Below are 25,426 nucleotides of genomic sequence, written 5' to 3'. Positions count from 1 at the left end.
CGCCCCGCGGAAACGCACCCCCTGCACAAGGGGCGCCCCCACAACGCCGCGCCCCGCGGAAGCGCACCCCTGTGCCAGGGGCGGCACCCCGCGCATGGGGGGTGCGTCAGGGTCATCCCCTATGGCCCAAACCCCGGGCGCGGGGGGACCGTGGGGGTATGAGTCGTTCATCCCGTGACATCGCTGTTTCCAGCGCGGAGAAGCGGCAACTGGCCGTGGCGTCCGCAACCCTCGGCCCATGGCGGCCCGCGGCCGCCGTCGGCGCGCTCGGCGGGGGCGTCTCGCTCGCACTGCACCTGGTGCACGGGCACTTCGGCCTCGGCATCCTGTCGGGGGCGCTCTCGATCGCGGCCCTGCTCTTCTTCTGCGTCGGCGGCTCCGGCGCGGTGCTCGGCTACTCCTCGCGCGGCGCGGGCCGCGACCGGCGCCTGCGGCGCTGGGCGCGCGCACACCCGTGGCAGGTGGCGGCGGTGCCGGCCGGGCTGATGTTCCTCAGCGACCTGGTGATCCGCCAGGTGCTGACCAGCCAGGGCTTCTTCAGCACCATATGGACCGGGCTGTGGCACGGCGCCGTGGTCGCGGCCGTGGTGGGCGGGGTCGGCGCGATCGGCGCCTCGCGCAAGTAGCCGCGTCCCGCAAGGAGCGGGAGCGGCTACCGCCGCGGTGGGGCGGCAGCGGGACGGTCCCCGGCGCCGGGCGAAGGCCCGGCAATGTGCCGGCCCGTGGCAATGTGCACCGCCTCCGGCGCCAGGTGGGCCAGCAGCTGGAGGCGTTCGTACGAGGGCGAGCCCGGCTCGGCGTGGTAGGTGACCAGCATCTGGCCGGGGGCGGAGGGCAGCGCCAGCTTCTCGTAGTGCAGGTCCAGCGGGCCGACCTGCGGGTGCTGGAGCAGCGTGACGCCGCTGGTCTTCTGGCGCACGTCCTGCCGGCCCCACAGCGTGCGGAAGCGGTCGCTGCGCAGGCTCAGCTCGCCGACCAGCTCGGCGAGGCGGGGGTCGTCGGCTGCGCCGATGACCGAGCGCAGGTAGGCGACGGTCTTGGCCGTCATGGCGTCCCAGTCGCGGTAGAAGTCGCGCATCGCCGGTTCGAGGAACGCCGCACGCAGCGTGTTCACGCCCGGCGCGAAGAAGGGGCTCAGGGCGACGGCCATGGCGTTGGCGGCCAGCGTCGTCATGTAGCGGCCGTGGACCAGGGCGGGGGTGGTGGTCCAGTTGTCGATCAGCGCCTGCACGTCGGGGCTGACGCGTTCCGGCCTGGCCGCCTTGCGCCGGGCGGCGCCCGCGGGCGGGGCCGCGGCCAGCTCGGTCAGGTAGCGCTCGGCGTCGGTGTCGAGCTGCAGGGCGCGGGCGATGCTGGCCAGCACCTGGTGCGAGGGGTGCTGGTCGCGGCCCTGTTCGAGGCGCAGGTAGTACTCCACGCTGATGCCCGCGAGCAGGGCGACCTCCTCCCGGCGCAGCCCCGGCACCCGGCGCCTGCCGCCCTCGGGGAGCCCGACGTCGGCGGGCCGGATGCGCTCACGGCGGGCGCGGAGGTAGTCGCCCAGCTTGCTTCCGGTAGCCACCGTTCCACGGTAAGCCCGGTACATTGCCGCGCGCCGCGCGCAGCCTGTCCCTGCGGGTACCGGTGTCAGCGGGGTCTTACTCCCCGTGACCGGCGCGCGCATCCTCGGCGGTATGAACGCACTCACTCCTTCGAAGACGCGGCTGACCACACCGTTCGGCTTCTCCGCCACCACCGGCGAGGTGCTCGCGGGCCTCGACCTCGGCGGGCGCCGCGCCCTGGTCACCGGCGCCACCTCCGGTCTCGGCGCCGAGACCGCCCGGGCGCTGGCCGGGGCGGGCGCCGAGGTCGTCCTCGGCGTCCGGGACGCGGACGCGGGGCGCCGCGCGGCCGACGCGATCCGCGAGTCCACCGGAAACGCGCGGGTCACGGCGAACCGGCTCGACCTCGCCGACCTCGGCTCGGTCCGCGACTTCGCGGCCGGCTGGGACGGCCCGCTGCACATGCTGGTCAACAACGCGGGGATCATGGCGCCGCCCGAGCTCACCCGCACCCCGCAGGGCCGCGAGCTGCAGTTCGCCGTCAACTTCCTCGGGCACTTCGCCCTCACCACCGCCCTGCACCGGGCGCTCGCCCGCGCCGGGGGCGCCCGGGTGGTGTCGCTCAGCTCCAACGCGCACCTGTACGCGCCGGTCGTCTTCGACGACCTGGACTTCCGCTTCCGGCCCTACCAGCCGCTCGGCGCCTACGGGGAGTCCAAGACCGCCGACGTACTGCTCGCCGTCGAGGCGACCCGGCGGTGGGCCGGCGACGGCATCCTGGCCAACGCGGTGAACCCCGGTGCCATCGCCACCAACCTCCAGCGGCACACCGGCGGCCTGCGCACCCCGCCCGAGCGCCGCAAGACCGCGGCTCAGGGCGCCGCGACGCCCGTACTGCTCGCCGCGTCCCCTCTGCTCGAAGGCGTCGGCGGCCGCTACTTCGAGCACGGCGAGGAGGCCGCCCTCCTCGACGAGGCACCCCCGCTCTTCGGCGGCGGCGTGGCGCCCTTCGCCCTCGACCCCGGCAATGCCGAGCGCTTGTGGGACACGGCGCTCGCCCTCCTCTAGCATCGGTCGGGTGACCTCGACCACAGGCTCGGACGCACCGGACCCGGCAGACGCCCTGCACGCTCTGCGGCGCGGGAAGTACGTGAGCGTCACCACCTACCGGCGCAACGGCACGGGTGTGCCCACGCCGGTCTGGTACGCCCTCTCCGAGCGCGAGCTGGTCTTCTGGACCGGGGCCGGCACCGGGAAGGTCAAGCGGATCGGGAACGACCCGCGCGTCCAGGTCGCGGTGTGCAACGTCCGCGGTCAGATCGCCCCGGGCGCGGCCGCGTACGAGGGGACCGCGCGCGTGCTGGACGACGCCGGGAAGGTCGCCGCGCGGCGGCTGCTGGCCCGCAAGTACCTGATGGTCAGGCTGACGGATGTGGCGCGCAAGGTGGTGGGCAGGAGCGCGCGGCCGACGCAGGTCGCGGTGGCCGTCACCTTCTGACGCCGGTTCGGGCGCCGGTTCCGGCGCCGGCGGGTGTCAGCGCTTGCGCTTCTTGCCCTTGGGGCGGGCTGTCGCCTGGCGGGCGAGGGCCGCTTCGTACTCGCTGCGGTGCAGTGCCTCGCCGGGGGCTTCGCTGAGGGAGCGCACGAAGTACGCGAGCAGGGCGCCGATGAAGCCGATGGCGTAGAGGCTCTGGTTGTCCCCCGCGGCGCCGCCGCCGGCCGGGCGGCGGGTGGAGAAGCCCTTCCACGTGCGCTGGAAGGCCAGGACGCTGCACACGGCGAAGCCGACGAAGGCGATGGCGGTGACGAAGCTGCCGATCTTGGCGTCGGCGAGGCCCTGGAAGCCGAGCCGCAGCACGAAAGCGCCGGCTGCCGCGGCCAGCAGGGAGCCGGCCGCCGCGGCGGCCCTGCGCCAGGCGTACCCGCCGTCGTGGTCCACCCAGGTGGTGCCGAACCACCGGATCTCCTCCGGCACGGGTCCGGCCTGCGGCCGGGTCTTCGTCATCTCACTCACCCCGCAAGTATGCCCCCCGCCTCCGACGGTTTGCCCCGACTCCTCCCCCGCACCCCGGCGGCGGCCGCCACGCCCTGGAACGGGCGCCTTCTTTCCCCGATCGCCCGGCCGCGGAAGTTCCCCGCGCTCCTGAGGGACGTCCACCCTCCCCACGGAGAGCACCCGTCTGGCAGTGACGGCCTACGCGACGGCCTCGTCGCCGCGTAGGCGAGGGCGCACATGCAGACGCACGGGAGTACGTCACCCGAAAGGGTGGTGAAGCTGGCATATGCCGTGGATAGGCTTGTGGGAACGGCCAGAATCCCGCCCATGGGAGGAACCATGATCGCCGAGGCCACGCAGGGCACCGAGTCGTCGGAACCCCGACAGCCGGACGGCTCCGCATGGCCGATTCCGCCACTGGACGGCTACACGCTCGACCACCTCTACGAACTCGACCTCCCGCCGCACACGCAACTGATCGACGGGAGCCTTGTCTTCGCGAGTCCGCAGCGGAAATTCCACAGCCTGGCCATCGATCTCCTGGTTTATGGCCTGCGCAGCACCATCCCCGAGCATCTGCGCGTGCGGAGGGAGATGGCCGTGGTGCTCAGCTCGCAGACCGTTCCCGAACCCGACCTGATCGTCGTCGATGCCGAAGCCGACGCCGACCAGCGCCAGACGCGCTACGAAGCTGCGGACGTCGCCCTTGCCGTCGAGGTGGTCTCACCCGAGTCGGAATCCCGCGACCGGGACACCAAGCCGCACAAGTACGCCGCCGCTGGTATTCCTCACTACTGGCGGGTCGAGATGGGCGGCGAGAGGGACCATCCCGTGGTCTATGTCTACGAACTGGGCCTGACAAGCAAGCAGTACGCAATCACCGGCATCCACCGGGACCTGCTCAAGCTGTCCGTCCCCTTTGCGATCGACATCGACCTCACCGGGATCGACCACCTCTGAAAAGGCCGGTCACAGCTGCGGGGTGAGGCGCTTCTCCAGCAGCGTGACGGCGTAAGTCGCCTTTCTGGCACCGGATTTCGCGGACTGTTCGCCGACGACCTCGTAGCCGGCTGCCTGGTAGTACGCGCGCAGGGCCGCGTTGTCGGCGAGGCAGTCGAGGCGGCACAGGGGCAGGCCCGCCTCGGCGATGCGGCGTTCGGCCTGCGCGAGCAGGCGGCGGCCGGTGCCGGGCGGGGCGGTGTCGCGGGCGGTCATCAGGCGGTGGACGTAGCCGGCGGCGCCTTCCCTCGTGCCCCAGGCCGCCGGGTCCTGCCACCACAGCTCCCAGGCGCCGGCGACCGGGCCGCCGGGGCCGAGTGTGGCGATCCAGACCTCGCCGTCGGCGAGCCGGGCGCGGAAGTGGTCCTCGCCCAGTTCGCCCGGGTGCCACTGGTCGATTCCGCGGGCGAGCTGCCAGCGGGCGGCCGCGTCGCGCAGCCCGACCAGCACCGGCAGGTCGGCCTCGTCCGCGCGGCGGAAGGCGAGCGCGGGTTCCAGCAGGTTGCGGCGCAGGGCGGCGACCTGCTCGGCGTCGACGCCCAGCTGCTCGGCCGCGTAGGCCTGCAGGGAGCCGTAGGTCTGCGTCATCGCGGCGAGGAAGAGCCGCATCACCTCGGCGGGCGCGCGGCCGTACCCCGGCCAGCGCGGGGAGGCGCCGCCGTGCTCGGCGCTCCAGTCGGCGAGCAGCCGCTCCGTGGCCAGCTCCGTGAGGGTGAAGTCCTCGACGATGACGTCGTCCGGTACGCCCAGCAACGCCAGGACCAGGGCGGCGAGTTGGCCGGTGCGGTCCTTGCCCGAGGCGCAGTGGAAGACGACGGGGCCGGCGTCCGGTGCGGCGATGACGTCCAGGGCCGCGCGCAGTTCCTTGACGCCGTCCTCGGCGACCTCCATGAAGCGCTCGGCCAGGAACGGGCCGGTCTCCACCTCCGGGCCGAGCGAGGGCTGGTCGTACGGGCGGTGCTCGATGCTGAGGTTGTGGTACGCGAGCGCCGGGTGCTCGGGCACCCGGCCCTTGGCGTCGATCTCCCAGGGGTAGCGCAGGTCGATGACCGCGCTGACGCCGAGGCCGAGGAAGCGGTCCCAGTCGGCGCCGGCGAGCTTGCCCAGCGAGTCGGAGCGGTAGAGCCGACCCCACCGGACGACCTGGCCGTCGGCGGTCGGATAGCCGCCGAGGTCGCGGAAATTGTGCAGCCGCTGGAAAGTTATATGCCTGCTCATGGAACGCACCCTACGTCCCTGCGCCCCGTGCGGGACGCAGGGTTCCGGGCGGCGTCCGCGTTCCGGGCGGCGTCCCGCTCAGCTGCGGCGCCTGCTCCACGCCGGGGTGACCAGCGCGATCAGCACCGCTGCCACGCCGATCTGCAGGGCGTGCCGGATCCAGTCGACCCCGTTGGTGTCCGCGACCCCGAACGCCGAGGCCATGCCGTTGCCCAGCAGCCCGCCGATCGCGCCCAGCAGGATCGTCAGCCACAGCGGAATGGGCTGCCTCCCGGGCAGCACGATTCTGGCCAGCACTCCGATGATCAGGCCGGCGATTATCGCCCACAGGAATGACATGCCTGCCCACCTCCCTTTCTCCACCCCGGATCTCGGGGCCTGCCGGTCCGCTTTCCCCGGCCCGCCCCAAGCACGCCCCAAGCACGCCCGGCGACGGCTACGCGTACGGCCTCCTCATGCGAAGGCGAAGACCGCGCCGGTGGCGGCACGGAGGATGCAGCGGTTGACGAACTTCTTCCGCCAGTCGACGGGGTGGCCGCGGAACTCGCCCCGGGCGGTGACGGTGATCGCGGCGTACGGGTCGCGGCAGACGCCGGGTTGGCCGGGCAGGGCGTCGAAGTCGCCGCCGGCGGCGGAGAGGGCGGTACAGGCCGGAAGCGCGAGGGGGTGGGTGCCGCGCGGCACCTGGTCGCAGGACAGGGTCGCCCTGCGGGCGGCGGCCGTCAGGACCAGGCCGTCACCCGGGGCGGCCCGGGGCCGGGATCGGGGCCGGGATCGGGGCCGTCGGAGGCGCCGTCGGAGGCGCCGCCGCGAGCAGGGCCACTGCCGCGACGGCCAGAACGACGTTCTCGTGACACCCACTCCAGCGCCCGCGCGGGCACGAGTGCGGGCGGCACGCCCGCGCGCCCCTCGAAAAGGTGACGCTCCATCATGGGTTGCCCCTGGCTGCGGGCCACGGGGTCAGTGGGAGGTGGCCGGCCCCGGAAGGGAGAGGCGTTCGCCGGCGAAGGTGCGGATGGCCGGGAGGAGGGCGTCCGGGCCGCCGGGGAGGCGGTCGAGAGGGGCGAGGGGGCAGGCCTGGTGGCCGTCGACGAGATGGCGGGCCGCCTCCGGGGGCACGTACGTGCCCGGGAGGGGCCAGACGGTGAGCCAGGTGTGGGCGTCGGGCGTCGCGGGGTGCGGGCCGACCGTGAGCGCGGCCACCTGGGGCCAGCCGAAGCGGACTTCCGGGCCGCCGGGGGACACCCGGACGGCGAGGCCTTCGGGGCCGACCCGCAGGCGGCGCGGGCGCCGCCAGCGGCCGTACAGCCGAAGCACGGCCCACCACGCGGCCGCGGCCACCGCGAAGTCCGGGCCGAGCAGCCCGATCGGCGCGGGCCAGGGCTGCCCGGCGAGGAGACCGGCCAGCGGCTCGGTGCAGGCCAGGGCGACGACGAGGAGGCACACCCACGGCAGCGGCCGCCCGGGCGCGGTGAAGACCTGGCCCGGGTGCGCGGGCGACCGCTGCTCGGGGCCTGCGACGCTGACCGGGGTCGGTGTGCGGACCGAGCGCGGCGCCGTCTCGAAGTGCGCACCGCCGTGTTCGGCGAGGGCGGCGCCCAGCGCGGAGAGCGGCTGGTCGAGGTCGGCGGTGTCGAGCAGGGTGTAGCGGACCCGCTCCTCCCGCAGCACCCCGAGCGCCGCGGCAAACCACGCGTCGTACCCGCGGTCGGCCGCACGCGGCAGCTTCACACCCGGCGCCGTCCAGAGCACGAGCCGCGGCTCGGCAGGACCGGAGTCCCCGCCGGAGTCCCGGTACTCCAGCGCGACCGCGTCGACCTGCTCCCAGCTCAACTCGGCGTCGTGCAGGGTCAGTCCGAAACCGTCGACGCGCAGCCGGAAGGGCCTGCGCGACCGCCGCAGGTCCGCCGCGCCGCGGACGGCGCACAGCGCCGCGATCCCGAGGACGCACAGCGGCCCTGCGAGGCCGGACGGCATCCCGCGCACCGCCGTCCACCCGGCGAGCCCGGCGACACCGGCCCCCGCGGTGCACAGCAGCCCGGCGGCCCGTCGCCGCAGCCGCCCTCTGATCGTGAACTCCACTGCCCCGCCCCCTCGTTGACGCCCGGATTCCAGGATGCGCGGGCGCGGACCCGGTGGTCGGGGCCGTACGCCGTCCGGTGCGAGGACGGGACCTGCGTGCGGCGAAACGGTGAAGAAGTGAACGGCGGGCGTCCGACACGTGCGCGGAGCATTGACCACCGACTGACCAGTCAGTAACTTCTGCGGAGCAGCAGCGACTTCATCCGATCTCATCCGATACCCGCACCAAATCCCCGTGTGTCATGGCAGCGTCAAAGGAGACAGCATGTCGATGCGCATCCTCGCCCGGGGCGTGACCGCCGCCCTGGCCGCCGGCACCCTGGCCGTCCTCGGCCTGGGCGCCCCCGCCGCGCAGGCGTCAGCCCAGACGTCACCGCAGACGTCACCCCAGGCGGCGCAGACTTACGTGGCGATGGGCGACAGCTACAGCGCCGGCTCGGGCATCCTGCCGCTCGACCCGGCCGCCTCGCTGCTGTGCGTGCGGTCCACCGCGAACTACCCGCACGTCCTCGCCGCCCGCGCCGGCCTCGCCCTCAAGGACGTCACCTGCGGCGGCGCCCAGACCAAGGACTTCGCCGGGTCCCAGTACCCGGGCGTGGCACCCCAGACGGACGCCCTGAGCAGCAGCACGGGCCTGGTCACGATGACGATCGGCGGCAACGACAACAGCACCTTCATCGACGCGATCCTCGCCTGCGGCTCCGCGGGCGTGGCGACCCTCGGCTTCGGGCACCCCTGCAAGAGCCTGTACGGCAGCACCTTCACCGACCAGGTCGACACCGGCACCTACCAGGCGCTGAAGTCGGCGCTCGCGGACGTACGCGCCAAGGCGCCCAACGCCCGGGTGGCGATCCTCGGTTACCCCTGGATCGTGCCGGCCGCCGCGGTCCCCGGCTGCTTCGCCAAGCTGCCGATCGCCTCGGGCGACGTGCCCTACCTGCGGGACCTGCAGACCCACCTGAACGCGGCGGTGCAGCGCGCTGCCGCCGACACCGGCGCCACCTACGTCGACGTCTCGGGTGTCTCGGAGGGCCACGACGCCTGCCGGCCGATCGGCACCCGGTGGATCGAGCCGATCCTGTTCGGCACCAACTTCGTCCCCGTGCACCCCAACGCGCTCGGCGAGTCCAAGCTCGCCGACCGGACCGCGGCCGTCCTCGGCCTCGGCTGAGGCCCCCCGCAGGGCCACACACAGAGCCCCCCACAGGAAAGAGCCGCCCCGGGGAGACCCCCCGGGGCGGCTCGATGCCGCAACCGGCCGCTCAGCCTTCGAGCTTGGAGATGTCGCGCACCGCACCGCGGTCCGCACTGGTCGCCATCGCGGCGTACGCCCGCAGCGCCGTCGAGACCTTGCGCTCGCGGCCGCGCGGGGCGTAGACACCGCCGAGCGCCTCCCGGCGGGCCGCCAACTCCTCGTCGGAGACCAGCAGTTCCATGGACCGCCCGGGGATGTCGATCCGGATGCGGTCGCCGTCCTCGACCAGGGCGATGGTGCCGCCCGAGGCCGCCTCGGGCGAGGCGTGGCCGATGGACAGGCCCGAAGTGCCGCCGGAGAAGCGGCCGTCGGTGATCAGCGCGCAGGACTTCCCCAGGCCCCGGCCCTTCAGGTACGAGGTCGGGTAGAGCATCTCCTGCATGCCGGGGCCGCCGCGCGGACCCTCGTAGCGGATCACGATGACGTCGCCGGGGGCGATCTCCTTGCGGAGGATCTTCTCGACGGCCTCGTCCTGCGACTCGCACACCACCGCGGGACCCTCGAAGGTCCAGATGGACTCGTCGACGCCCGCGGTCTTCACGACCGCGCCGTCCACGGCGAGGTTGCCGCGCAGCACCGCCAGGCCGCCGTCCTTGGAGTACGCGTGCTCGACGTCGCGGATGCAGCCGCCCGCCGCGTCGGTGTCCAGCGTGTCCCACCGCTCGGACTGCGAGAAGGCCTGCGCCGAGCGGACGCAGCCGGGGGCCGCGTGCCACAGCTCGACGGCCGTCTCGGACGGGGAGCCGCCGCGCACGTCCCAGGTCTCCAGCCACTCCTTGATGGACCGCGAGTGGACGGTGTGCACGTCCTCGTTCAGCAGCCCGCCGCGGTACAGCTCGCCGAGGATCGCCGGGATGCCGCCGGCCCGGTGCACGTCCTCCATGTAGTACGTGCCGCCGGGCGCGACGTTCGGCGCGACCTTGGCCAGGCACGGCACCCGGCGCGAGACGGCGTCGATGTCGGTCAGGCCGTAGTCCAGCTCGGCCTCCTGGGCGGCCGCCAGCAGGTGCAGGATCGTGTTGGTGGAGCCGCCCATCGCGATGTCCAGGGCCATGGCGTTCTCGAACGCCGCCCGGGTCGCGATGTTGCGCGGCAGCACGCTCGCGTCGTCCTGCTCGTAGTAGCGGCGGGTCAGCTCGACGACCGTACGCCCGGCGTCCTCGTAGAGGGCCTTGCGTGCGGTGTGCGTGGCCAGCACCGAGCCGTTGCCGGGCAGGGCCAGGCCCATCGCCTCGGTCAGGCAGTTCATCGAGTTCGCGGTGAACATCCCGGAACAGGACCCGCAGGTCGGACAGGCGTTCTCCTCGATACGGAGGATGTCCGCGTCCGAGACGTTCTCGTTGACGGCGTCGGCGATGGCGTTGATCAGGTCGAGCTTGCGGACCGTGCCGTCGACCAGGGTCGCGCGGCCGGCCTCCATGGGGCCGCCGGAGACGAAGACCGTGGGGATGTTCAGCCGCAGCGCGGCCATCAGCATGCCCGGGGTGATCTTGTCGCAGTTGGAGATGCAGATCAGCGCGTCGGCGCAGTGCGCCTCCACCATGTACTCGACCGAGTCCGCGATCAGGTCGCGGGACGGCAGGGAGTAGAGCATGCCGCCGTGGCCCATGGCGATGCCGTCGTCCACCGCGATGGTGTTGAACTCGCGCGGCACCGCGCCCGCCGCCTTGATCGCCTCGGAGACGATCCGGCCGACCGGCTGGAGGTGGGTGTGCCCGGGTACGAACTCGGTGAAGCTGTTGGCGACCGCGACGATCGGCTTGCCGATGTCGGCGTTGTCCACGCCGGACGCGCGCATCAGCGCACGCGCGCCTGCCATGTTGCGGCCGTGGGTGACCGTACGTGACCTCAGCTCGGGCACGGTGTCCACTCCCTTGGTTTCACTCAGCTCGTACGAAGGCCGCGCTGCGCGGCCGTGCCGTCGAGGGTACGCCCGTCGCCCAGGATCCGGACACCTCGTCCGGATGACGGAACCCGTGTGCTACCCGCCGGCACCAGGGCGGACGTCCGGGTCGGTCAGGTAGCGCTGGATCGTCGGGGCGACCACCGCGACCAGGTCCTCCGCGGCGGCCGAGGCGATCGGCTCCACCTTCACCACGTACCGCAGCATGATGATCCCGACCAGCTGCGCCGCCGCGAGCTGCACCCGGAACTCCGGGTCCGGCACGCTCAGCTCCCCCGCGACCCGCGCCAGCACCCGGCGGCCGACCAGGCCGCGGAAGACCGCCGCGGCCCGCTCGTTGGTCACCGCCGAGCGGACGATCGCCAGCAGCGGCTCCCGGGTGACGGGGTTCTCCCACACACCCAGCATGAAGCGGGCCACCCGCTCCCCCATGCCGTCGGGGCCGCCGGCCGCCAGGGCGCCGGGCAGTTCCAGGGCCGGCCCGAAGGACAGCTCGATGGCGGCCGCGAAGACCTGGTCCTTGGTGCCGAAGTAGTGGTGGACCAGGGCCGCGTCGACGTCGGCGGCCTTGCCGATGGAGCGGATCGAGGTCTTGTCGTAGCCGTGGGCCGAGAACTCCTCGCGGGCCGCGGCCAGGATGCGCTCCCGGGTCCCGGCGGCCGCCCCCGTCCGCGTCCCGGCGGGGCGGCCGCGGCGGCGGCGGGGGGTGCCGTTCGACGTGTCGGAGGACGTACCGGCGGAGGGCGCGTCGCTCATGCGCGGACCGACGGGCGGGCGGGTGAGGCCGCCGCCAGGTGGCGGCGGGTGAAGGCCAGCGCCTCCGCGAGGTCGCCCTCGCGCTCGGCCGCCGACATCGCGCGCCGGGTGTTGACCTCGATCACCACGTGCCCGCGGTAGTCGGTCGCCGCCAGCGACTCCAGCAGCGCCGCACACGGCTGGGTCCCGCGGCCCGGCACCAGGTGCTCGTCCTTCGCGGAGCCGCTGCCGTCCGCGAGGTGGACGTGCGCGAGCCGGTCGCCCATCCGCCCGACCATGTCCAAGGTGGCGGTACGCGACGTCGCCGCGTGCGACAGGTCCACCGTGAAGTGCCGGTAGTCCTCCCGCGTCACGTCCCAGTCCGGCGCGTACGCCAGCATCTCGCGGTCGCGGTAGCGCCACGGGTACATGTTCTCGACCGCGAAGCGCACGTCGGTCTCGTCGGCCATGCGCCAGATGCCGCGGACGAAGTCCCTGGCGTAGTTGCGCTGCCACCGGAAGGGCGGGTGCACCACGACGGTCGACGCGCCCAGCTGCAGCGCCGCCTTCCTGGCCCGCTGCAGCTTCACCCACGGGTCGGTCGACCACACCCGCTGGGTGATCAGCAGGCAGGGCGCGTGCACGGCGAGCACCGGCACGCGGTGGTAGTCCGACAGCCGCCGCAGCGCGTCCACGTCCTGGCTGACCGGGTCGGTCCACACCATGACCTCGACCCCGTCGTACCCCAGCCGGGCGGCGATCTCGAACGCCGTCGCCGTGGACTCCGGATACACCGAGGCCGTGGACAGCGCGACCTTCACGCCGGGTACGCCGCCGGTTCGCTTCCTGGGGTCCACTGGTTCAGCCACGGGAGCCAGCGTACGGCCGGGGGGTGTGCGGACGGCCGAGTCAGCCGTCGCGGCGGGCCACGGTGGCGGCATTACCGCCTCCCGGCGGCCCGAAGTCGGGTGTGGCCTTGGCCACACTGCCGTGCGTGTCGCCCGCCAGGCCGCCGGCGGACGCGGCTCCCGCGGTGTCCGCGGCCATCACGTCGAGCTTGCGGAGGATCACACCCTCGCGCAGCGCCCACGGGCAGATCTCCAGCTCGGTCACCCCGTAGAGGTCCATCGCCCCCTCGGCCACCAGCGCGCCCGCGAGCAGTTGCCGCGCCCTGCCCTCCGACACCCCCGGCAGCCCGGCCCGCCGCTGCGCCGTCATCCCCGCCAGCCGCGGCACCCACTCCTCCAGCGCGCCGCGCCGCAGCACCCGCTGCACGTACAGCCCGTCCGCGCTGCGGGCCGCGCCGGCGATCCTGGCCAGCTGCCGGAAGGTCTTGGACGTGCCCACCACGTGGTCCGCGGGGCCGAGCCGGGCGAACTCCGCGACGGTCCTGGCGATCTCGGCCCGCACGTGCCGGCGCAGGTTCCGCACGTCCTGCGCGGACGGCGGGTCCCCCGGCAGCCAACCGCCGGTCAGCCGCCCGGCGCCCAGCGGCAGCGACACGGCCGCGTCCGGGTACTCGTCCATCCCGTAGCCCACTTCGAGCGAGCCGCCGCCGATGTCCAGCACCAGCAGCTTGCCCGCCGACCAGCCGAACCACCGCCGCACGGCGAGGAAGGTCAGCCGCGACTCGTCCTCGCCCGACAGCACGGTCAGCCGCACCCCGGTCTCCTGCTCGACCCGGGCGAGCACGTCCTCGCCGTTCGCCGCCTCGCGCACCGCCGACGTCGCGAACGGCAGCACGTCCTCCGCGCCCTTGTCCTCCGCGACCCGCAGCGCGTCCGCGATCGTCCCGACCAGCCGGTCGACCCCGTCCGCGCTGATCGCCCCGCCCTCGTCGAGCAGTTCCGCGAGCCGCAGGTCCGCCTTGTGCGAATACGCAGGCAACGGGCGCGCGCCCGGGTGCGCGTCCACCACCAGCAGGTGAACGGTGTTGGACCCCACGTCGAGCACTCCCAGTCGCATGGGGAGCACTTTAGGCCAGCCTCACGAGCCGCCGCCCTCTCCCCGGGCGCCCTCCGCAGCCACCACCTCCCGCATGTGCCGCCGCAGAGCCTCCTCGACCCCCACCCGATCCGCACCCCCGGGAACCGGCCACTCCCGCTCGTCGAGCCCTGCCTCGACCGCGGCGGCCACGACCTGTAAGTCGGCAGGCAGGCCCATCGTCGTCTCCCCCCGCAGAAGTCGCCCGTGGCTTTCAGCGGATGGCCGCAGGAGCGCTGCGCAGCAGGGTCGTGGACGATCGTGCGGGCCGGTGGCCGCATTCGGCGCATTCCGGTCTTACGCTGGGCGCGTGGCAAAGGCGAAGGCCCGCAAGGGCGGACAGCAGGACGGGCCGGCTGCGGCGGGCAGGGGCAGGCAGCGGGGCGTCGCGGTGGCGGCGGACGACGAGGCCGGTCTGGACTTCGCGCGCGCCTGGGTGGAGTTCGCCGACCCCGCAGACGAGGAGCAGGTCTTCAGGTGCGACCTGACGTGGCTGACGTCGCGCTGGACGTGCGTGTTCGGCAGCGGCTGCCAGGGCATCGTGGCCGGGCGCGCGGACGACGGCTGCTGCTCGCTGGGCGCGCACTTCTCGGACGACGACGACGAGAAGCGGGTCGCCGGGCATGTGGCCCGCCTCACCGCCGACACGTGGCAGTTCCACGGCCTGGGCACCGGCACCGGTGGCTTCTGGGCCGAGGAGAACGAGGACGGCGAGCGGCAGACCCGGGTCGTGGACGGCGCCTGCATCTTCTCCAACCGGGCCGGCTTCGCCGGCGGCCAGGGCTGCGCGCTGCACGCCCTGGCGCTGCGGGAGAACCGCGAGCCGCTGGAGACCAAGCCCGACGTGTGCTGGCAGCTGCCGATCCGCCGGACCTTCGACTGGGTCGACCGGCCGGACGACACCCGGGTGCTGGTCGTCTCGATCGGCGAGTACGACCGGCGCGGCTGGGGTCCCGGCGGCCACGACCTGCACTGGTGGTGCACCTCCGCCACCTCCGCGCACGGCGGCGGCGAGCCCGTGTACGTCTCCTACCGCGCCGAGCTGACCGAGCTGATGGGCGAGGCCGGCTACGCGGAGCTGTCCGCCGCGTGCGAGGCCCGCCTCGCCACCGCCCTCCCCCTCCTGGCCCCCCACCCGGCCGACCCCGCCTGACCGAGCCGGCCTGACCGACCCCACCCGGCCGACCCGGCCTGACCGACCCGGCCTGACCGACCCGGCCTGACCGACCCGGCCTGACCGTCAGGCCGAGAGTGCGGCCTGCGCCGACGCCTCCTCTTCCGCGTCCTCGGCGCAGGCGGTGACCAGGACGTCGAGGGACAGGCCCAGCGCGCCCGCGAGGGCTGCCACCGTGAAGAAGGCCGGGGTCGGGGCTCGGCCTGTCTCGATCTTGCGCAGCGTCTCCGCGGACACTCCCGCGGCCGCCGCGACCTCCACCATGCTGCGTTCCCCGCGCGCCTGCCGCAGCAGTGCGCCGAACCGCTCACCGCGCCTGCGTTCCCACGGGGTCAAAGGAGTCCTCACCATGCCTGTGATACTAATACCGGTATAAGAATTGGAGGAGGACCACCATGGTGGAGATCAAGAACGACGCCGCACTGGACGGGATGCGCGAGGCAGGACGGGTCGTCGCCCGGGCGCTGGCCGCGGTCCAGGCGGCCGCGGCCGTCGGGGTGTCGCTGCGCGAACTCGACGAGGCCGCCCGCGCCGTCCTCACCGAAGCCGGCGCCGGCTCGCCCTTCCTCGGCTACCGCCCGCCCTTCGCCCCCACCCCCTTCCCCGCGGTGATCTGCACGTCGGTCAACGACGCGGTCGTCCACGGCATCCCCACCGACTACCGGCTGCGCGACGGCGACCTGGTCAGCATCGACTGCGGCGCGGAACTCGACGGCTGGACCGGTGACGCCGCGACCACCTTCACCGTCGGCACCCCGCGGGCCGCCGACCTCGACCTCATCGAAGCGACCCGGAAGGCGCTCGACGCCGGCATCGCGGCGGCCGTCGCGGGCAACCGCGTCGGGGACATCTCGCACGCGATCGGCCGGGTCGCGCTCGCCGCGCGCTGCGGCATGCCCGCGGACTTCGGCGGCCACGGGATCGGCCGCCGGATGCACGAGGACCCGCACGTGCCCAACCGGGGCCGCCCCGGCCGCGGCTTCCCGCTCCGGCCAGGACTGGCCCTGGCGATCGAGCCGATGCTGATGTCCGGCGGGCGGGACGAGTACGTCACCGCCGCGGACGGCTGGACCCTGCGTACGGTCGACGGCAGCCGGGCGGCCCACATCGAGCACACCATCGCCGTCACCGCGGACGGGCCGCGCGTCATGACGGTGCCGTAGCCCCGCCCCCGCACCCGTCAGCCGAGGCCGCCCGGCACGTCGGGCGGCGCGGCCCGCCCGCGGTCGCCGACCAGGACGCTGCGCGGCGGGGCGCCCGGGTCAGGGCGTCTCGGCGGCGGTGGCGGTGTCGGTCGGGGTGGGCGTCCGGGTCGGGGGCTCGGAGGTGGGTGAGGTCTCGGTCGGCGTCGGGGTGGGGGTCGGCGCGGAGGTCGTGGGAGGAGGCGAGGCCGGGGGCGGCGAGGAGTGCCCGGAGGGCGGGGCCGAGCGGCGGGTCGAGCCGCGCAGGATCACCGTGGCGTCGGCCGGGGCGAAGGACACCGCCGCCGTCCACGAGCCGGCCGGGGCCAGCGCCCGTACGACCGAGATCGTGAGGGTGGCCGACTCGCCGGGGTGCAGCACCCCGGACGTCGCCGACAGCCGCAGCCACCCCGCCTGGGTCGACGCGGACCACCGCACGTCGGCGGTACCGCTCGCCGTGAGGGTGACCAGGGTGCGGCCCGCGGACGGGGCGGCCGCCACCGTCAGATAGCCGGCCCCGGGCGACGCCGGAGCCCCCGAGGGCGTCACCATCACCGCCGTGACGTCGGCGTCGGCGGCTGCGGGGCCGGCCGCCGGTGCGGCCGGCGGCCCGGACGCGGAGGGCTGCGGGCGCGAGGCCCCGGCCTTCTCGTACGGCAGCCCCACCCCGTCGGGCGCCCCGGCCGCCGCCCGCCCGCCGTGCGGCTCGTCGCCGCCCAGCGGCGTCGCCCGGTACGCGGCCCAGATCGCCAGCACGGGCGCGGCGACGACGGCCGCGACGACCGTGGTCGTCACCGCGCGGTGCCGCAGCTGCGCCCGCCGGGCCGCGCGGTCCTTGAGGTCCAGCGGGAAGCCGCGCCGGTCGAAGCGGGGCGTGCACTCGCGGCTGCGGCCGGCCCCGGTCTCCATGGCGTGCAGCAGCGCGGCGCAGGCGACCGCCCGCGGCGCCTCGATGAGGGCGAGCACGGCGGTGGCATCCGCGGTGGCGCCCGGCCACGGCCCGGCGGCGACGGCACGCTCGGCGTCACGGCGGCACACGGTGCACTCGTCCACGTGGCGCACGAGTTCGTCACGCAGCGCCGGGCCGAGCAGGACCCGGGTGTCACCGGCGAGCCGGGCGAGCGCGGCGCAGCGCCCGGTGTCGACGACGGCCAGCGCGGCCCTGGTCCGCTCGACCTCGCACGCGGCGCGGGCCAGCAGCCCGCGGGCGGCGTCCGTTTCGAGCCCGAGGACGGCGGCGACCTCGTGCGGCGGCAGCTGGTGGCGTACCGCCAGCTCCAGCGCCTCGCGCTGCTCGGGCGTGGTGCCGGCGGCCTCCGGCCAGGCCAGGGCGGCCAGTTGGGCGGCCCGCTGCTCGGCGACGGAGGCCGCGGCGCGGGCCGGGGCCAGCGGGGTGCCCGCGGCGAGCCGGCGCAGGCAGGACCAGCGGGCGAGCGCGTACAGCCAGGGGCGCCGCAGGGCGGGGTCGCGCAGCCGGGAGCGCTGGCGTTCGGCGAGCGCGAGGACCTCCCCGAGCGCTCCGGCGGCGGCGTCGTGCTCGCACAGGATGGACAGGCAGTACGTGAACAGGCCGTCGAGATACGGCTCGTAGTGCGCTGGCGGCACCATCGGCAGGGTGCCCTGGGGTCGGCGGCGCACCGCGTCGCCCTCCCGGCCGCCGTCGGCGGTCGAGCGTGCGGCGGCGCGCGCCGCGGAGCGCCCTGGCGCCGACGTCCGGGGCCTGCGGTGCGCGCCGGTCGTCTGCGGGGCGGGGGTGGGGGTCTCCTGCCTGCTCATCACCGGGTGACGGTAGGCCCGCGACCGCCCCCGGCTCAGCCGTCCTCGCGGCCGTTAATCCTTACGGGTAGCGATGCGCACCGAAAGGGGACGCTCCCGCCCCTCGTACGAGTGAATGTGCGCGCGCACGCTCGAAGCCCGCACCGCACGCCCCCGAGTGCGCCTACGGCCGGGCGGAGGTCCGGGGGGACGGCCGGGGCGGTCTGTCGTACCCGACCGCTACGGTGGCGCCATGGCCACCCGTAAGCCCGCCCAGAAGGACCGTCCCTCCTACCGCTGCACCGAGTGCGGCTGGACCACGGTCAAGTGGCTCGGCCGGTGCGGCGAGTGCCAGGCGTGGGGGACGGTCGAGGAGTACGGCGGGGTCTCGGCGGTGCGCACCACCGCTCCCGGGCGGGTCAGCTCGCCGGCCCGGCCGATCGGGCAGGTGGACGGCCGGCAGGCGACCGCGCGCTCGACCGGCGTGCCGGAGCTGGACCGGGTGCTCGGCGGCGGCCTGGTGCCCGGCGCGGTGGCGCTGCTCGCGGGCGAGCCGGGCGTCGGCAAGTCCACGCTGCTGCTGGACGTGGCGGCGAAGGCGTCGAGCGCGCAGAGCCCGGTGCTCTACGTCACGGGTGAGGAGTCGGCCTCGCAGGTGCGGCTGCGCGCGGACCGGATCGGCGCGCTCGCCGACCACCTGTATCTGGCGGCCGAGACGGACCTGTCGGCGGTGCTCGGGCACCTGGACGACGTCAAGCCGTCGCTGCTGGTGCTGGACTCGGTCCAGACCGTGGCGTCGCCGGAGATCGACGGCGCCCCCGGCGGCATGGCGCAGGTCAGGGAGGTCGCGGGCGCGCTGATCAGGGCGTCCAAGGAACGCGGGATGGCCACCTTGCTGGTCGGCCATGTCACCAAGGACGGGGCGATCGCCGGGCCGCGGCTGCTGGAGCACCTGGTCGACGTGGTGCTGAGCTTCGAGGGCGACCGGCACGCGCGGCTGCGGCTGATCCGCGGGGTGAAGAACCGGTACGGCGCCACCGACGAGGTCGGCTGCTTCGAGCTGCACGACGAGGGCATCACGGGCCTGGCCGACCCGTCGGGCCTGTTCCTGACCCGGCGCGACGAGCCGGTGCCTGGCACGTGCCTGACGGTGACCCTGGAGGGCAAGCGGCCGCTGGTCGCGGAGGTGCAGGCGCTGACCGTCGACACCCAGATCCCCTCGCCGCGGCGTACGACGTCGGGTCTGGAGAACTCCCGGGTCTCGATGATGCTGGCGGTGCTCGAACAGCGCGGCCGGATCAAGGCGATCGGCAAGCAGGACATCTACACGGCGACCGTCGGCGGGGTGCGGCTGACCGAGCCGGCCGCCGACCTGGCCGTCGCGCTCGCGCTGGCCAGCGCGGCGATCGACACCCCGCTGCCGAAGAACCTGGTGGCGATCGGCGAGGTCGGCCTGGCCGGCGAGGTGCGCCGGGTCACCGGGGTGCAGCGCCGCCTGTCGGAGGCGGCCAGGCTCGGCTTCACGCACGCGCTGGTGCCGAGCGACCCGGGCAAGGTGCCGGCCGGGATGCGGGTGATCGAGGTCTCCGACATCGGTGACGCGCTGCGCGCGCTGCCGGCCAGGGCGTCCCGGGGACAGGGCACGTCCTAGGACTCTCAGGCGCCCCGGTCAAGGGGGCGCACGCCGGCGATCGGCGGCCCGCGGCGCGGACGACGTAAACTCACTCCAAACCGCACCGACCGGAGGAACGCAGTGGCAGCCAACGACCGGGCAGGCGCCGCCCCGGCCCGCAAGGCAGCGGCGGACTCCGCCAGCAGGTCCGGCACCGGCCAGGACGGCGGGCTGATGCGCGCCTCGCTGAGCGCCGTGGCCCCCGGCACGGCCCTGCGCGACGGCCTTGAGCGCATCCTGCGCGGCAACACCGGTGGCCTGATCGTGCTGGGCATGGACAAGACCGTGGAGTCGCTGTGCACCGGCGGCTTCGTCCTCGACGTGGAGTTCACCGCGACCCGGCTGCGCGAGCTGTGCAAGCTGGACGGCGCGCTGATCCTGGACAAGGACATCACCAAGATCCTGCGGGCCGGCGTGCAGTTGGTGCCCGACCCGACGATCCCCACCGAGGAGACCGGCACCCGGCACCGCACCGCGGACCGGGTCAGCAAGCAGGTCAACTTCCCCGTGGTGTCCGTCAGCCAGTCGATGCGGCTGATCGCGCTGTACGTGGACGGGCAGCGCCGGGTGCTGGAGGACTCGGCGGCGATCCTGTCCCGGGCCAACCAGGCGCTGGCGACCCTTGAGCGCTACAAGCTGCGGCTCGACGAGGTGGCGGGCACGCTGTCCGCGCTGGAGATCGAGGACCTGGTCACGGTCCGCGATGTCACCGCGGTGGCACAGCGGTTGGAGATGGTTCGCCGGATCGCCACCGAAATCGCCGAGTACGTGGTCGAGTTGGGCACCGACGGGCGGCTGCTGTCGCTCCAGCTCGACGAGTTGATCGCGGGCGTGGAGCCCGAACGCGAGCTGGTGGCCAGGGACTACGTGCCCGAGCCGACCGCCAAGCGCAGCCGCACCGTCGCCGAGGCGATGTCCGAGCTGGACGCGCTGCCGCAGAGCGAGCTGATCGAACTCACCACGGTGGCAAGGGCGCTGGGCTACACCGGTTCGCCCGAGTCGCTGGACTCCGCGGTGTCCCCGCGGGGTTACCGGCTGCTGGCGAAGGTGCCGCGGCTGCCGAACACCGTCATCGAGCGGCTGGTCGAGCACTTCGGCGGCCTGCAGAAGCTGCTCGCCGCCAGCGTGGACGACCTCCAGGCCGTCGACGGCGTCGGCGAGGCCCGCGCCCGCTCGGTCCGCGAGGGCCTGTCGCGGCTGGCGGAGTCCTCGATCCTCGAACGGTACGTGTAACCGCCGTACTCCCAGGCGTCCGTGGCGCCCGGCGCCCGTCAGTCCTGCGACAGCACGAACGGCACGCTCTTCGTGCCGTAGCCCGGCAGTTGGGCCTGCGCCAGGTAGTTGCCGGGCGCGGCCTGCGCGCCCTTGGGGGTGGCGCAGTTCGGGGAGCTGGTCCTGCCGTTCCAGCGCAGCGTGTAGGTGGTGCTGCTGTGCGCGGGCACCTGGAGCAGATACGGCTGCGTGCCCGCGCAGTCGTCCGACGCCCACACATGGCTGTCGTCGGGTGTCTGGGTGATGGTGAAGACCGCGCTGCGCGGACCGAAGTCCAGCTTGCAGGTGACGGTGCCGGAGTTGGCGGCGCGCAGCTGGAAGACCGGGGTCTCGCCCGGCGCGTACGCGTTCTGCACGCTGACCAGCGACAGCGAGACCGTACCCGGCGAGCAGCCGGGCAGCGTCGAGCCGGCCGGCACCTGGTCGCCGCTGGTGCCCGTACCGGCGCTCGCCCCGGCGGAGGAACCGCCGGAGGACCCGCCGGTGTCGCCCGCGGACGTACCCGACGACGTCCCCGCGGTCGCGCCGGCCGACGTCCCCGCGGTGTCGCCGGCGGCGGCGCCCGTGGACGTGCCGTCAGAAGTCCCGTCGCCCGTACCGCCGTCGGCGTCGGAGCCGCCGTCGGCCGGGGTGGTGTCGCGGCCGCCCGGGCGGCCGCTGATGTGGGTGCCGCTCGGCACGGGACCCGGGGTGATGCTCGCCACCGGGGAGTGCGAACCGCTGGGCGCGGACGAGCCCTTGCCGCTTCCGCCGCCGCCCGACGTCACCGCCCAGATCACCAGCACGGCGATCAGCGCGACGAGCGCGAACACCACGACGCGCCGCCGCCAGTAGATGGTCGACGGGAGCGGTCCGACGGGATTGCGCAACGAGCCCACACCCGAACTCTAGGGGAGATCACCCGTGTGCCGTCGCAACACCCGCCGCTCGGTGCCCGCTCTTTGCCGATGATCACGTTTACGTCGGCGGCCGATCGCTGTGGGTGGCGTGTGCGAGGATCGCGAGGCGATGAGCACAGACCTCCACCACACCCCCGAGTCCGCTTCCACCACCACCACGCCCCGCGCGGCCGCGCTGCACGACCCGGTCATCGACTGGTTCGACGACCACGCCCGCGACCTGCCCTGGCGGCGCCCCGACGCGGGCGCCTGGTCGGTGATGGTCAGCGAGTTCATGCTCCAGCAGACCCCGGTGGTCCGGGTGCTGCCGGTGCACGAGCAGTGGCTGGCCCGCTGGCCGCGCCCCGCCGACCTGGCCGCCGAGTCGCCCGGCGAGGCCGTCAGGGCGTGGGGCCGGCTCGGCTACCCGCGCCGGGCACTGCGGCTGCACGCCGCGGCCGGCGCGATAGCGCAGCGGCACGGCGGCGAGGTGCCGCGCGAGCACGCCGAGTTGCTGGCGCTGCCCGGGGTGGGCGAGTACACGGCTGCGGCGGTCGCGTCGTTCGCGTACGGGCAGCGGCACATCGTGCTCGACACGAACGTGCGCCGGGTCTTCGCCCGGGTGGCGACCGGTGTCGCCCACCCGCCGAACGCAACGACGGCCGCCGAGCGGCGCACGGCCGAGGGCCTGCTGCCCGCCGACGAGGCGACGGCCGCGCGCTGGGCGGCCGCGACGATGGAACTGGGCGCCCTGGTCTGCACCGCCCGCTCCCCGCAGTGCGGGCAGTGCCCGGTCGCGGCGATGTGCGCCTGGCGGCTCGCCGGCTGCCCCCCGCACGACGGCCCGCCGCGCCGCGGCCAGTCGTACGCCGGCACCGACCGCCAGGTACGCGGCCGCCTCCTCGCGGTACTGCGCGCCTCACCGGGCCCCGTAGCCCAGGCCGCCCTCGACGCGGTGTGGCACGAGCCGGTCCAGCGCGCCCGCGCCCTCGACGGCCTGGTCGAGGACGGCCTGGTCGAGCCCCTCGCCGACGGCGTCTACCGCCTCCCGGTGTGACGCCCGGAAGCGACGAGGCGGCTGGTGAAGCCGCCGCGGACGAGGGAGGCGTACGCGGCACGCACGTCCTGCGGGACGTGCTCGCTAGAGTCGCGCCATGACCGACCCCGTGCCGTTCGCCATTCCCACGCGGTTCGCCGCGGACCCCGACCGGGTCGCTCTGGTCATCCCCGGCATGGGGTACTCGCCGGCGCGGCCGCTGCTGCACTTCGCCACCGCCGCGCTGCTCCAGCGCGGCTGGACCGTGCAGGAGTTGTGGTGGCGTGTTCCCGACGACCTCGGCCGGCTTCCGCTGGCCGGGCGGGCGTCCTGGGTGGCGGAACAGGTCGGGCACGCAGTCGACGCCGAGGGCGGGGCGTGCCGGCTGCTGGTCGGGAAGTCGTTGGGGACGTTCGCGGCCGCGCTCGCGGCCGACCGCTCGCTGCCCGCGGTGTGGCTCACGCCGCTGCTCACCCTCGCGGAGGTCGCCGAGCCGCTCCGCCGGGCGGCAGCCCCCGCGCTGCTCGTCGGCGGCACGAGGGACGACCTGTGGGACGGGCAGGTCGCTGCCGGGCTCCCGCACGAGGTGCTGGAGATCCCCGGCGCCGACCACTCCCTGGAGATGGACGGGGACGTCGTCGGCTCCGCCGCCGCGCTCGGGCAGGTCGTCGCGGCGATGCACGACTTCATCGCCCGGGTGTGACCGGGCGCTGCGGTCACCCCGCCTCGGCCGGCTCCGCGGCGTAGACGGTCATCCACTGGGGGTCGAGGCGGTAGTAGACGACCTCGGTCGTCCAGTCGAAGGCGTCGGCGCCGTAGAAGTCCTTGAGGTAGGCGAGCAGGTCGGGCCAGTCAGGGGAGGGCGCGGCGTCGAGGGGGTTGAGGGGCTCGGCGGTCCCGTGGGTGAAGACGCCGAGGGACTCACCGCGCATGTGGGCCGCGCTGGCGGCGGGGCGGGCGGCGAGGTGGCGGGCCTTGGCCGCGGTGCGGGCGGTGCCGAAGTGCCACCTGCCGTGGAGGAAGTGGCCGTCCACGCCGCTGATCCGCGGCTCGCCCTTCGCCGTCACCGTGGACAGCGCCAGCGTGCACATGCCGGTCAGGGTGGCGGTGAGCTGCTCGGCGGTCAGGGTGCGCTCGGTGGTGACGATCGAGCGGAGGTGGGCGGTGGAGCGGGACAGGGAGGCGTCGAGCAGGGCCTGCAGCTCGCGCATTTCTTCTGGCGTCTCACGCATCGGCCCACTGTAGGCAGAACGCGGCGTCCTAAGCCGCTTTCGGCGCCGCCGGCACGCACCGCCACGCGAGGCCCGCGGCGGTCAGGTAGGCCAGCGCGCCGATGGCCATGCTGTCGCGCAGCCCCGCGGCGGAGCCGGTGGCCGTGGCGAGCAGGCTGCCGCCGAGGGCGACCCCGGTGGCGCTGCCGATCTGGCGGGTGGTGTTGAACAGGGCGGACGCGGCACCCGAGTACGCCGCGGGCGCGGCGCCCATCACGGTGGCCGTCGAGCCGGTGAGGGCGAAGGACGTACCGAAGCCCGCGGCCATCATCGGGGCCACCAGCAGCGGGTAGGCCGCCCCGGCTCCCAGCGCGGCCCAGCCGGCCAGGCCCAGGGCGGCCAGGAGCATGCCGGAGACCACGAGCGGACGGTCGCCGGTACGGCGGCTCAGCCGCCCGGACAGGACGGAGGCGAACATGGTCACCGCGACCGCGGGGAAGAGTGCCAGCCCCGTACCGACGGCGCTGTAGCCGCGCTGGTGCTGGAAGTCCAGGCTGGCGGTGAACACCATGCCGTAGAAGCCGAAGTTGAACAGCAGGCCGATGACGGCTCCGCCGCCCATCGCGCGGGAGCGCAGCAGGCTCGGCGGCAGGACGGGGGCGGCGGCCAGCCGCTCCCGCACCGCGAACGCCGCGGCGGCCAGCAGGGCCAGGCCCAGCCCGGCCAGCACCGCCGGATCGGACCACCCGCGGCGGCCGGCCTCGTTGAGCGCCGCGGTCAGCAGTGCCACCGCCGCCACGACCGCGCACTGCGCCGGCCAGTCCAGGGCGCGGCCGGCGTGCCGGGGTGAGCGGGCCACGTGCCGCAGCGTCAGCGCGAGGCAGGCGACGCCGACGGGCAGGTTGATCAGGAACACCCAGCGCCAGCCCGCCGTGGAGACGAGCAGCCCGCCCAGCAGCGGGCCGGCGGAGGCGGCGATGCCCGCCATCGAACCCCACAGCCCGAAGGCCCGCGCGCGGGCGGCCGGTTCCGGGTAGGCCTGCTGGAGCAGGGCCAGCGAACCGGGCACGATGAGCGCCGCACCGAGCCCCTCCACCAGCCGGGCAGCGACGAGGAAGGGGGCGTCGGGCGCGAGCGCGCACGCGGCCGAGGACACGGTGAACACCGCCACGCCCGAGCAGAAGATCCGCCGGTTGCCCAGCCGGTCGCCCAGCGCGCCGCCGGTCAGCAGGAAACCGGCGAAGACCAGGGTGTAGCCGTCGGTGATCCACTGGATGCCGGTGAGCGAGGTCGACAGGTCCCGGCCGATCACGGGCACGGCCACGTTGATGATCGTCACGTCGAGGATGACCATGAAGTACCCGGCGCACACCGCAAGCAGCGGTGCCAGGGGGCGTCGTCCGGACTCCGGGGCGGGCTCGGGAGCGGGCGCGGCCCCGTCGCCGCCGGCCGGCTCCGCGAACGCCACGGCCCCACCCCTTCTGCGGACATTTGTCAGGAAAAGCCACGGTAAGGGATGAAGAGGGCGGTGCCTC

At 74.5% G+C, this 25,426-nt stretch carries 26 protein-coding genes; 11 read left to right on the top strand and 15 right to left on the bottom strand.

Annotation, left to right across the window (positions count from 1 at the left end; translation table 11 throughout):
• Positions 1–158 precede the first annotated feature (158 nt).
• Positions 159–626: a hypothetical protein gene (locus NFU81_RS27365; RefSeq protein ID WP_251495184.1), complete on the top strand. Its 468-nt coding sequence runs from the start codon at positions 159–161 to the stop codon at positions 624–626.
• A gap of 26 nt (positions 627–652) precedes the next feature.
• Here NFU81_RS27365 and NFU81_RS27360 read toward each other — a convergent pair whose 3' ends face one another.
• Complete coding sequence (locus NFU81_RS27360; RefSeq protein ID WP_422665299.1) at positions 653–1,585, bottom strand: helix-turn-helix domain-containing protein; 933 nt, start codon at positions 1,583–1,585, stop codon at positions 653–655.
• A gap of 88 nt (positions 1,586–1,673) precedes the next feature.
• Between NFU81_RS27360 and NFU81_RS27355 the strand changes: the two genes are divergently transcribed.
• Positions 1,674–2,609 carry an SDR family NAD(P)-dependent oxidoreductase gene (locus NFU81_RS27355; protein WP_251495177.1) on the top strand — a complete coding sequence of 312 codons (936 nt, stop codon included), beginning with the start codon at positions 1,674–1,676 and terminating at the stop codon, positions 2,607–2,609.
• A gap of 10 nt (positions 2,610–2,619) precedes the next feature.
• The gene (locus tag NFU81_RS27350; RefSeq protein ID WP_251495175.1) at positions 2,620–3,039 is read left to right on the top strand and encodes a PPOX class F420-dependent oxidoreductase; all 420 of its coding nucleotides are present in this window, start codon (positions 2,620–2,622) and stop codon (positions 3,037–3,039) included.
• A gap of 36 nt (positions 3,040–3,075) precedes the next feature.
• Here NFU81_RS27350 and NFU81_RS27345 read toward each other — a convergent pair whose 3' ends face one another.
• Positions 3,076–3,546, bottom strand: a complete 471-nt coding sequence (locus tag NFU81_RS27345; RefSeq protein WP_251495239.1) for a hypothetical protein — start codon at positions 3,544–3,546, stop codon at positions 3,076–3,078.
• A gap of 330 nt (positions 3,547–3,876) precedes the next feature.
• On the opposite strand from NFU81_RS27345, the gene NFU81_RS27340 reads away from it, so the two are divergent.
• Positions 3,877–4,497 carry a Uma2 family endonuclease gene (locus NFU81_RS27340; protein ID WP_251495172.1) on the top strand — a complete coding sequence of 207 codons (621 nt, stop codon included), beginning with the start codon at positions 3,877–3,879 and terminating at the stop codon, positions 4,495–4,497.
• Positions 4,498–4,506: 9 nt separating this feature from the next.
• Here NFU81_RS27340 and NFU81_RS27335 read toward each other — a convergent pair whose 3' ends face one another.
• The 4 genes from NFU81_RS27335 to NFU81_RS27320 form a co-directional block, all read right to left on the bottom strand.
• Positions 4,507–5,754, bottom strand: coding sequence for a GNAT family N-acetyltransferase (locus NFU81_RS27335; RefSeq protein WP_251495170.1), 1,248 nt, complete (start codon positions 5,752–5,754; stop codon positions 4,507–4,509).
• Between the two features lie 78 nt (positions 5,755–5,832).
• Complete coding sequence (locus NFU81_RS27330) at positions 5,833–6,093, bottom strand: GlsB/YeaQ/YmgE family stress response membrane protein (RefSeq protein WP_251495167.1); 261 nt, start codon at positions 6,091–6,093, stop codon at positions 5,833–5,835.
• A gap of 114 nt (positions 6,094–6,207) precedes the next feature.
• Positions 6,208–6,615 (bottom strand): SSI family serine proteinase inhibitor, encoded by a 408-nt coding sequence (locus NFU81_RS41355; protein ID WP_422665298.1) that lies wholly within the window; start codon positions 6,613–6,615, stop codon positions 6,208–6,210.
• A gap of 99 nt (positions 6,616–6,714) precedes the next feature.
• Positions 6,715–7,836: a hypothetical protein gene (locus tag NFU81_RS27320; protein ID WP_251495162.1), complete on the bottom strand. Its 1,122-nt coding sequence runs from the start codon at positions 7,834–7,836 to the stop codon at positions 6,715–6,717.
• Positions 7,837–8,101: 265 nt separating this feature from the next.
• Between NFU81_RS27320 and NFU81_RS27315 the strand changes: the two genes are divergently transcribed.
• On the top strand, positions 8,102–9,007 hold the full coding sequence (locus tag NFU81_RS27315) for an SGNH/GDSL hydrolase family protein (RefSeq protein WP_251495160.1): 906 nt from the start codon (positions 8,102–8,104) through the stop codon (positions 9,005–9,007).
• 91 nt (positions 9,008–9,098) lie between these two features.
• Here the strand turns inward: NFU81_RS27315 and ilvD are convergent, their stop codons facing one another.
• The 4 genes from ilvD to NFU81_RS27295 form a co-directional block, all read right to left on the bottom strand.
• Positions 9,099–10,952 carry a dihydroxy-acid dehydratase gene (gene ilvD / locus NFU81_RS27310; RefSeq protein WP_251495157.1) on the bottom strand — a complete coding sequence of 618 codons (1,854 nt, stop codon included), beginning with the start codon at positions 10,950–10,952 and terminating at the stop codon, positions 9,099–9,101.
• Between the two features lie 120 nt (positions 10,953–11,072).
• A complete protein-coding gene (locus NFU81_RS27305) occupies positions 11,073–11,750 on the bottom strand; it encodes a TetR/AcrR family transcriptional regulator (RefSeq protein ID WP_251495154.1) in 678 nt (225 codons plus the stop codon).
• Positions 11,747–12,598 (bottom strand): sugar phosphate isomerase/epimerase family protein, encoded by an 852-nt coding sequence (locus tag NFU81_RS27300; RefSeq protein WP_251495151.1) that lies wholly within the window; start codon positions 12,596–12,598, stop codon positions 11,747–11,749. Before NFU81_RS27300 ends, NFU81_RS27305 begins: the two co-directional genes overlap by 4 nt.
• A gap of 40 nt (positions 12,599–12,638) precedes the next feature.
• Positions 12,639–13,694 carry a Ppx/GppA family phosphatase gene (locus tag NFU81_RS27295; protein WP_251495148.1) on the bottom strand — a complete coding sequence of 352 codons (1,056 nt, stop codon included), beginning with the start codon at positions 13,692–13,694 and terminating at the stop codon, positions 12,639–12,641.
• Positions 13,695–14,022: 328 nt separating this feature from the next.
• Here NFU81_RS27295 and NFU81_RS27290 point away from each other — a divergent pair, with 328 nt between their 5' ends.
• Positions 14,023–14,865 carry a DUF3109 family protein gene (locus NFU81_RS27290; RefSeq protein WP_422665297.1) on the top strand — a complete coding sequence of 281 codons (843 nt, stop codon included), beginning with the start codon at positions 14,023–14,025 and terminating at the stop codon, positions 14,863–14,865.
• Between the two features lie 87 nt (positions 14,866–14,952).
• Here NFU81_RS27290 and NFU81_RS27285 read toward each other — a convergent pair whose 3' ends face one another.
• The gene (locus tag NFU81_RS27285) at positions 14,953–15,237 is read right to left on the bottom strand and encodes a helix-turn-helix domain-containing protein (protein WP_251495145.1); all 285 of its coding nucleotides are present in this window, start codon (positions 15,235–15,237) and stop codon (positions 14,953–14,955) included.
• 44 nt (positions 15,238–15,281) lie between these two features.
• Between NFU81_RS27285 and map the strand changes: the two genes are divergently transcribed.
• On the top strand, positions 15,282–16,049 hold the full coding sequence (gene map / locus NFU81_RS27280) for a type I methionyl aminopeptidase (protein WP_251495142.1): 768 nt from the start codon (positions 15,282–15,284) through the stop codon (positions 16,047–16,049).
• 99 nt (positions 16,050–16,148) lie between these two features.
• On the opposite strand, the gene NFU81_RS27275 is transcribed toward map, so the two are convergent.
• On the bottom strand, positions 16,149–17,843 hold the full coding sequence (locus NFU81_RS27275) for a BACON domain-containing protein (RefSeq protein WP_251495233.1): 1,695 nt from the start codon (positions 17,841–17,843) through the stop codon (positions 16,149–16,151).
• A 232-nt stretch (positions 17,844–18,075) separates the two neighbouring features.
• On the opposite strand from NFU81_RS27275, the gene radA reads away from it, so the two are divergent.
• Entirely contained in the window at positions 18,076–19,473 is a 1,398-nt protein-coding gene (radA, locus tag NFU81_RS27270; RefSeq protein ID WP_251495130.1) for a DNA repair protein RadA, read from the top strand.
• A gap of 102 nt (positions 19,474–19,575) precedes the next feature.
• Positions 19,576–20,727, top strand: coding sequence for a DNA integrity scanning diadenylate cyclase DisA (disA, locus tag NFU81_RS27265; RefSeq protein WP_372441370.1), 1,152 nt, complete (start codon positions 19,576–19,578; stop codon positions 20,725–20,727).
• Positions 20,728–20,765: 38 nt separating this feature from the next.
• On the opposite strand, the gene NFU81_RS27260 is transcribed toward disA, so the two are convergent.
• The gene (locus tag NFU81_RS27260) at positions 20,766–21,644 is read right to left on the bottom strand and encodes a hypothetical protein (protein ID WP_251495128.1); all 879 of its coding nucleotides are present in this window, start codon (positions 21,642–21,644) and stop codon (positions 20,766–20,768) included.
• A gap of 130 nt (positions 21,645–21,774) precedes the next feature.
• Between NFU81_RS27260 and NFU81_RS27255 the strand changes: the two genes are divergently transcribed.
• Both NFU81_RS27255 and NFU81_RS27250 read left to right on the top strand, forming a co-directional pair.
• Positions 21,775–22,701: an HhH-GPD family protein gene (locus NFU81_RS27255; RefSeq protein ID WP_251495125.1), complete on the top strand. Its 927-nt coding sequence runs from the start codon at positions 21,775–21,777 to the stop codon at positions 22,699–22,701.
• A gap of 97 nt (positions 22,702–22,798) precedes the next feature.
• The gene (locus tag NFU81_RS27250) at positions 22,799–23,383 is read left to right on the top strand and encodes an alpha/beta hydrolase (protein WP_251495123.1); all 585 of its coding nucleotides are present in this window, start codon (positions 22,799–22,801) and stop codon (positions 23,381–23,383) included.
• Positions 23,384–23,396: 13 nt separating this feature from the next.
• Here the strand turns inward: NFU81_RS27250 and NFU81_RS27245 are convergent, their stop codons facing one another.
• Together NFU81_RS27245 and NFU81_RS27240 are read right to left on the bottom strand one after the other, a co-directional pair.
• The gene (locus tag NFU81_RS27245) at positions 23,397–23,912 is read right to left on the bottom strand and encodes a pyridoxamine 5'-phosphate oxidase family protein (RefSeq protein ID WP_251495120.1); all 516 of its coding nucleotides are present in this window, start codon (positions 23,910–23,912) and stop codon (positions 23,397–23,399) included.
• 28 nt (positions 23,913–23,940) lie between these two features.
• Positions 23,941–25,359: an MFS transporter gene (locus tag NFU81_RS27240; RefSeq protein ID WP_251495117.1), complete on the bottom strand. Its 1,419-nt coding sequence runs from the start codon at positions 25,357–25,359 to the stop codon at positions 23,941–23,943.
• Between the last annotated feature and the right edge of the window lie 67 nt (positions 25,360–25,426).

Source organism: Actinacidiphila cocklensis, assembly GCF_907177275.1.
Classification (GTDB): domain Bacteria; phylum Actinomycetota; class Actinomycetes; order Streptomycetales; family Streptomycetaceae; genus Actinacidiphila; species Actinacidiphila cocklensis.
Note: the sequence above shows the minus strand (reverse complement) of the source record. Positions and strands in the feature narration are given on the sequence as shown.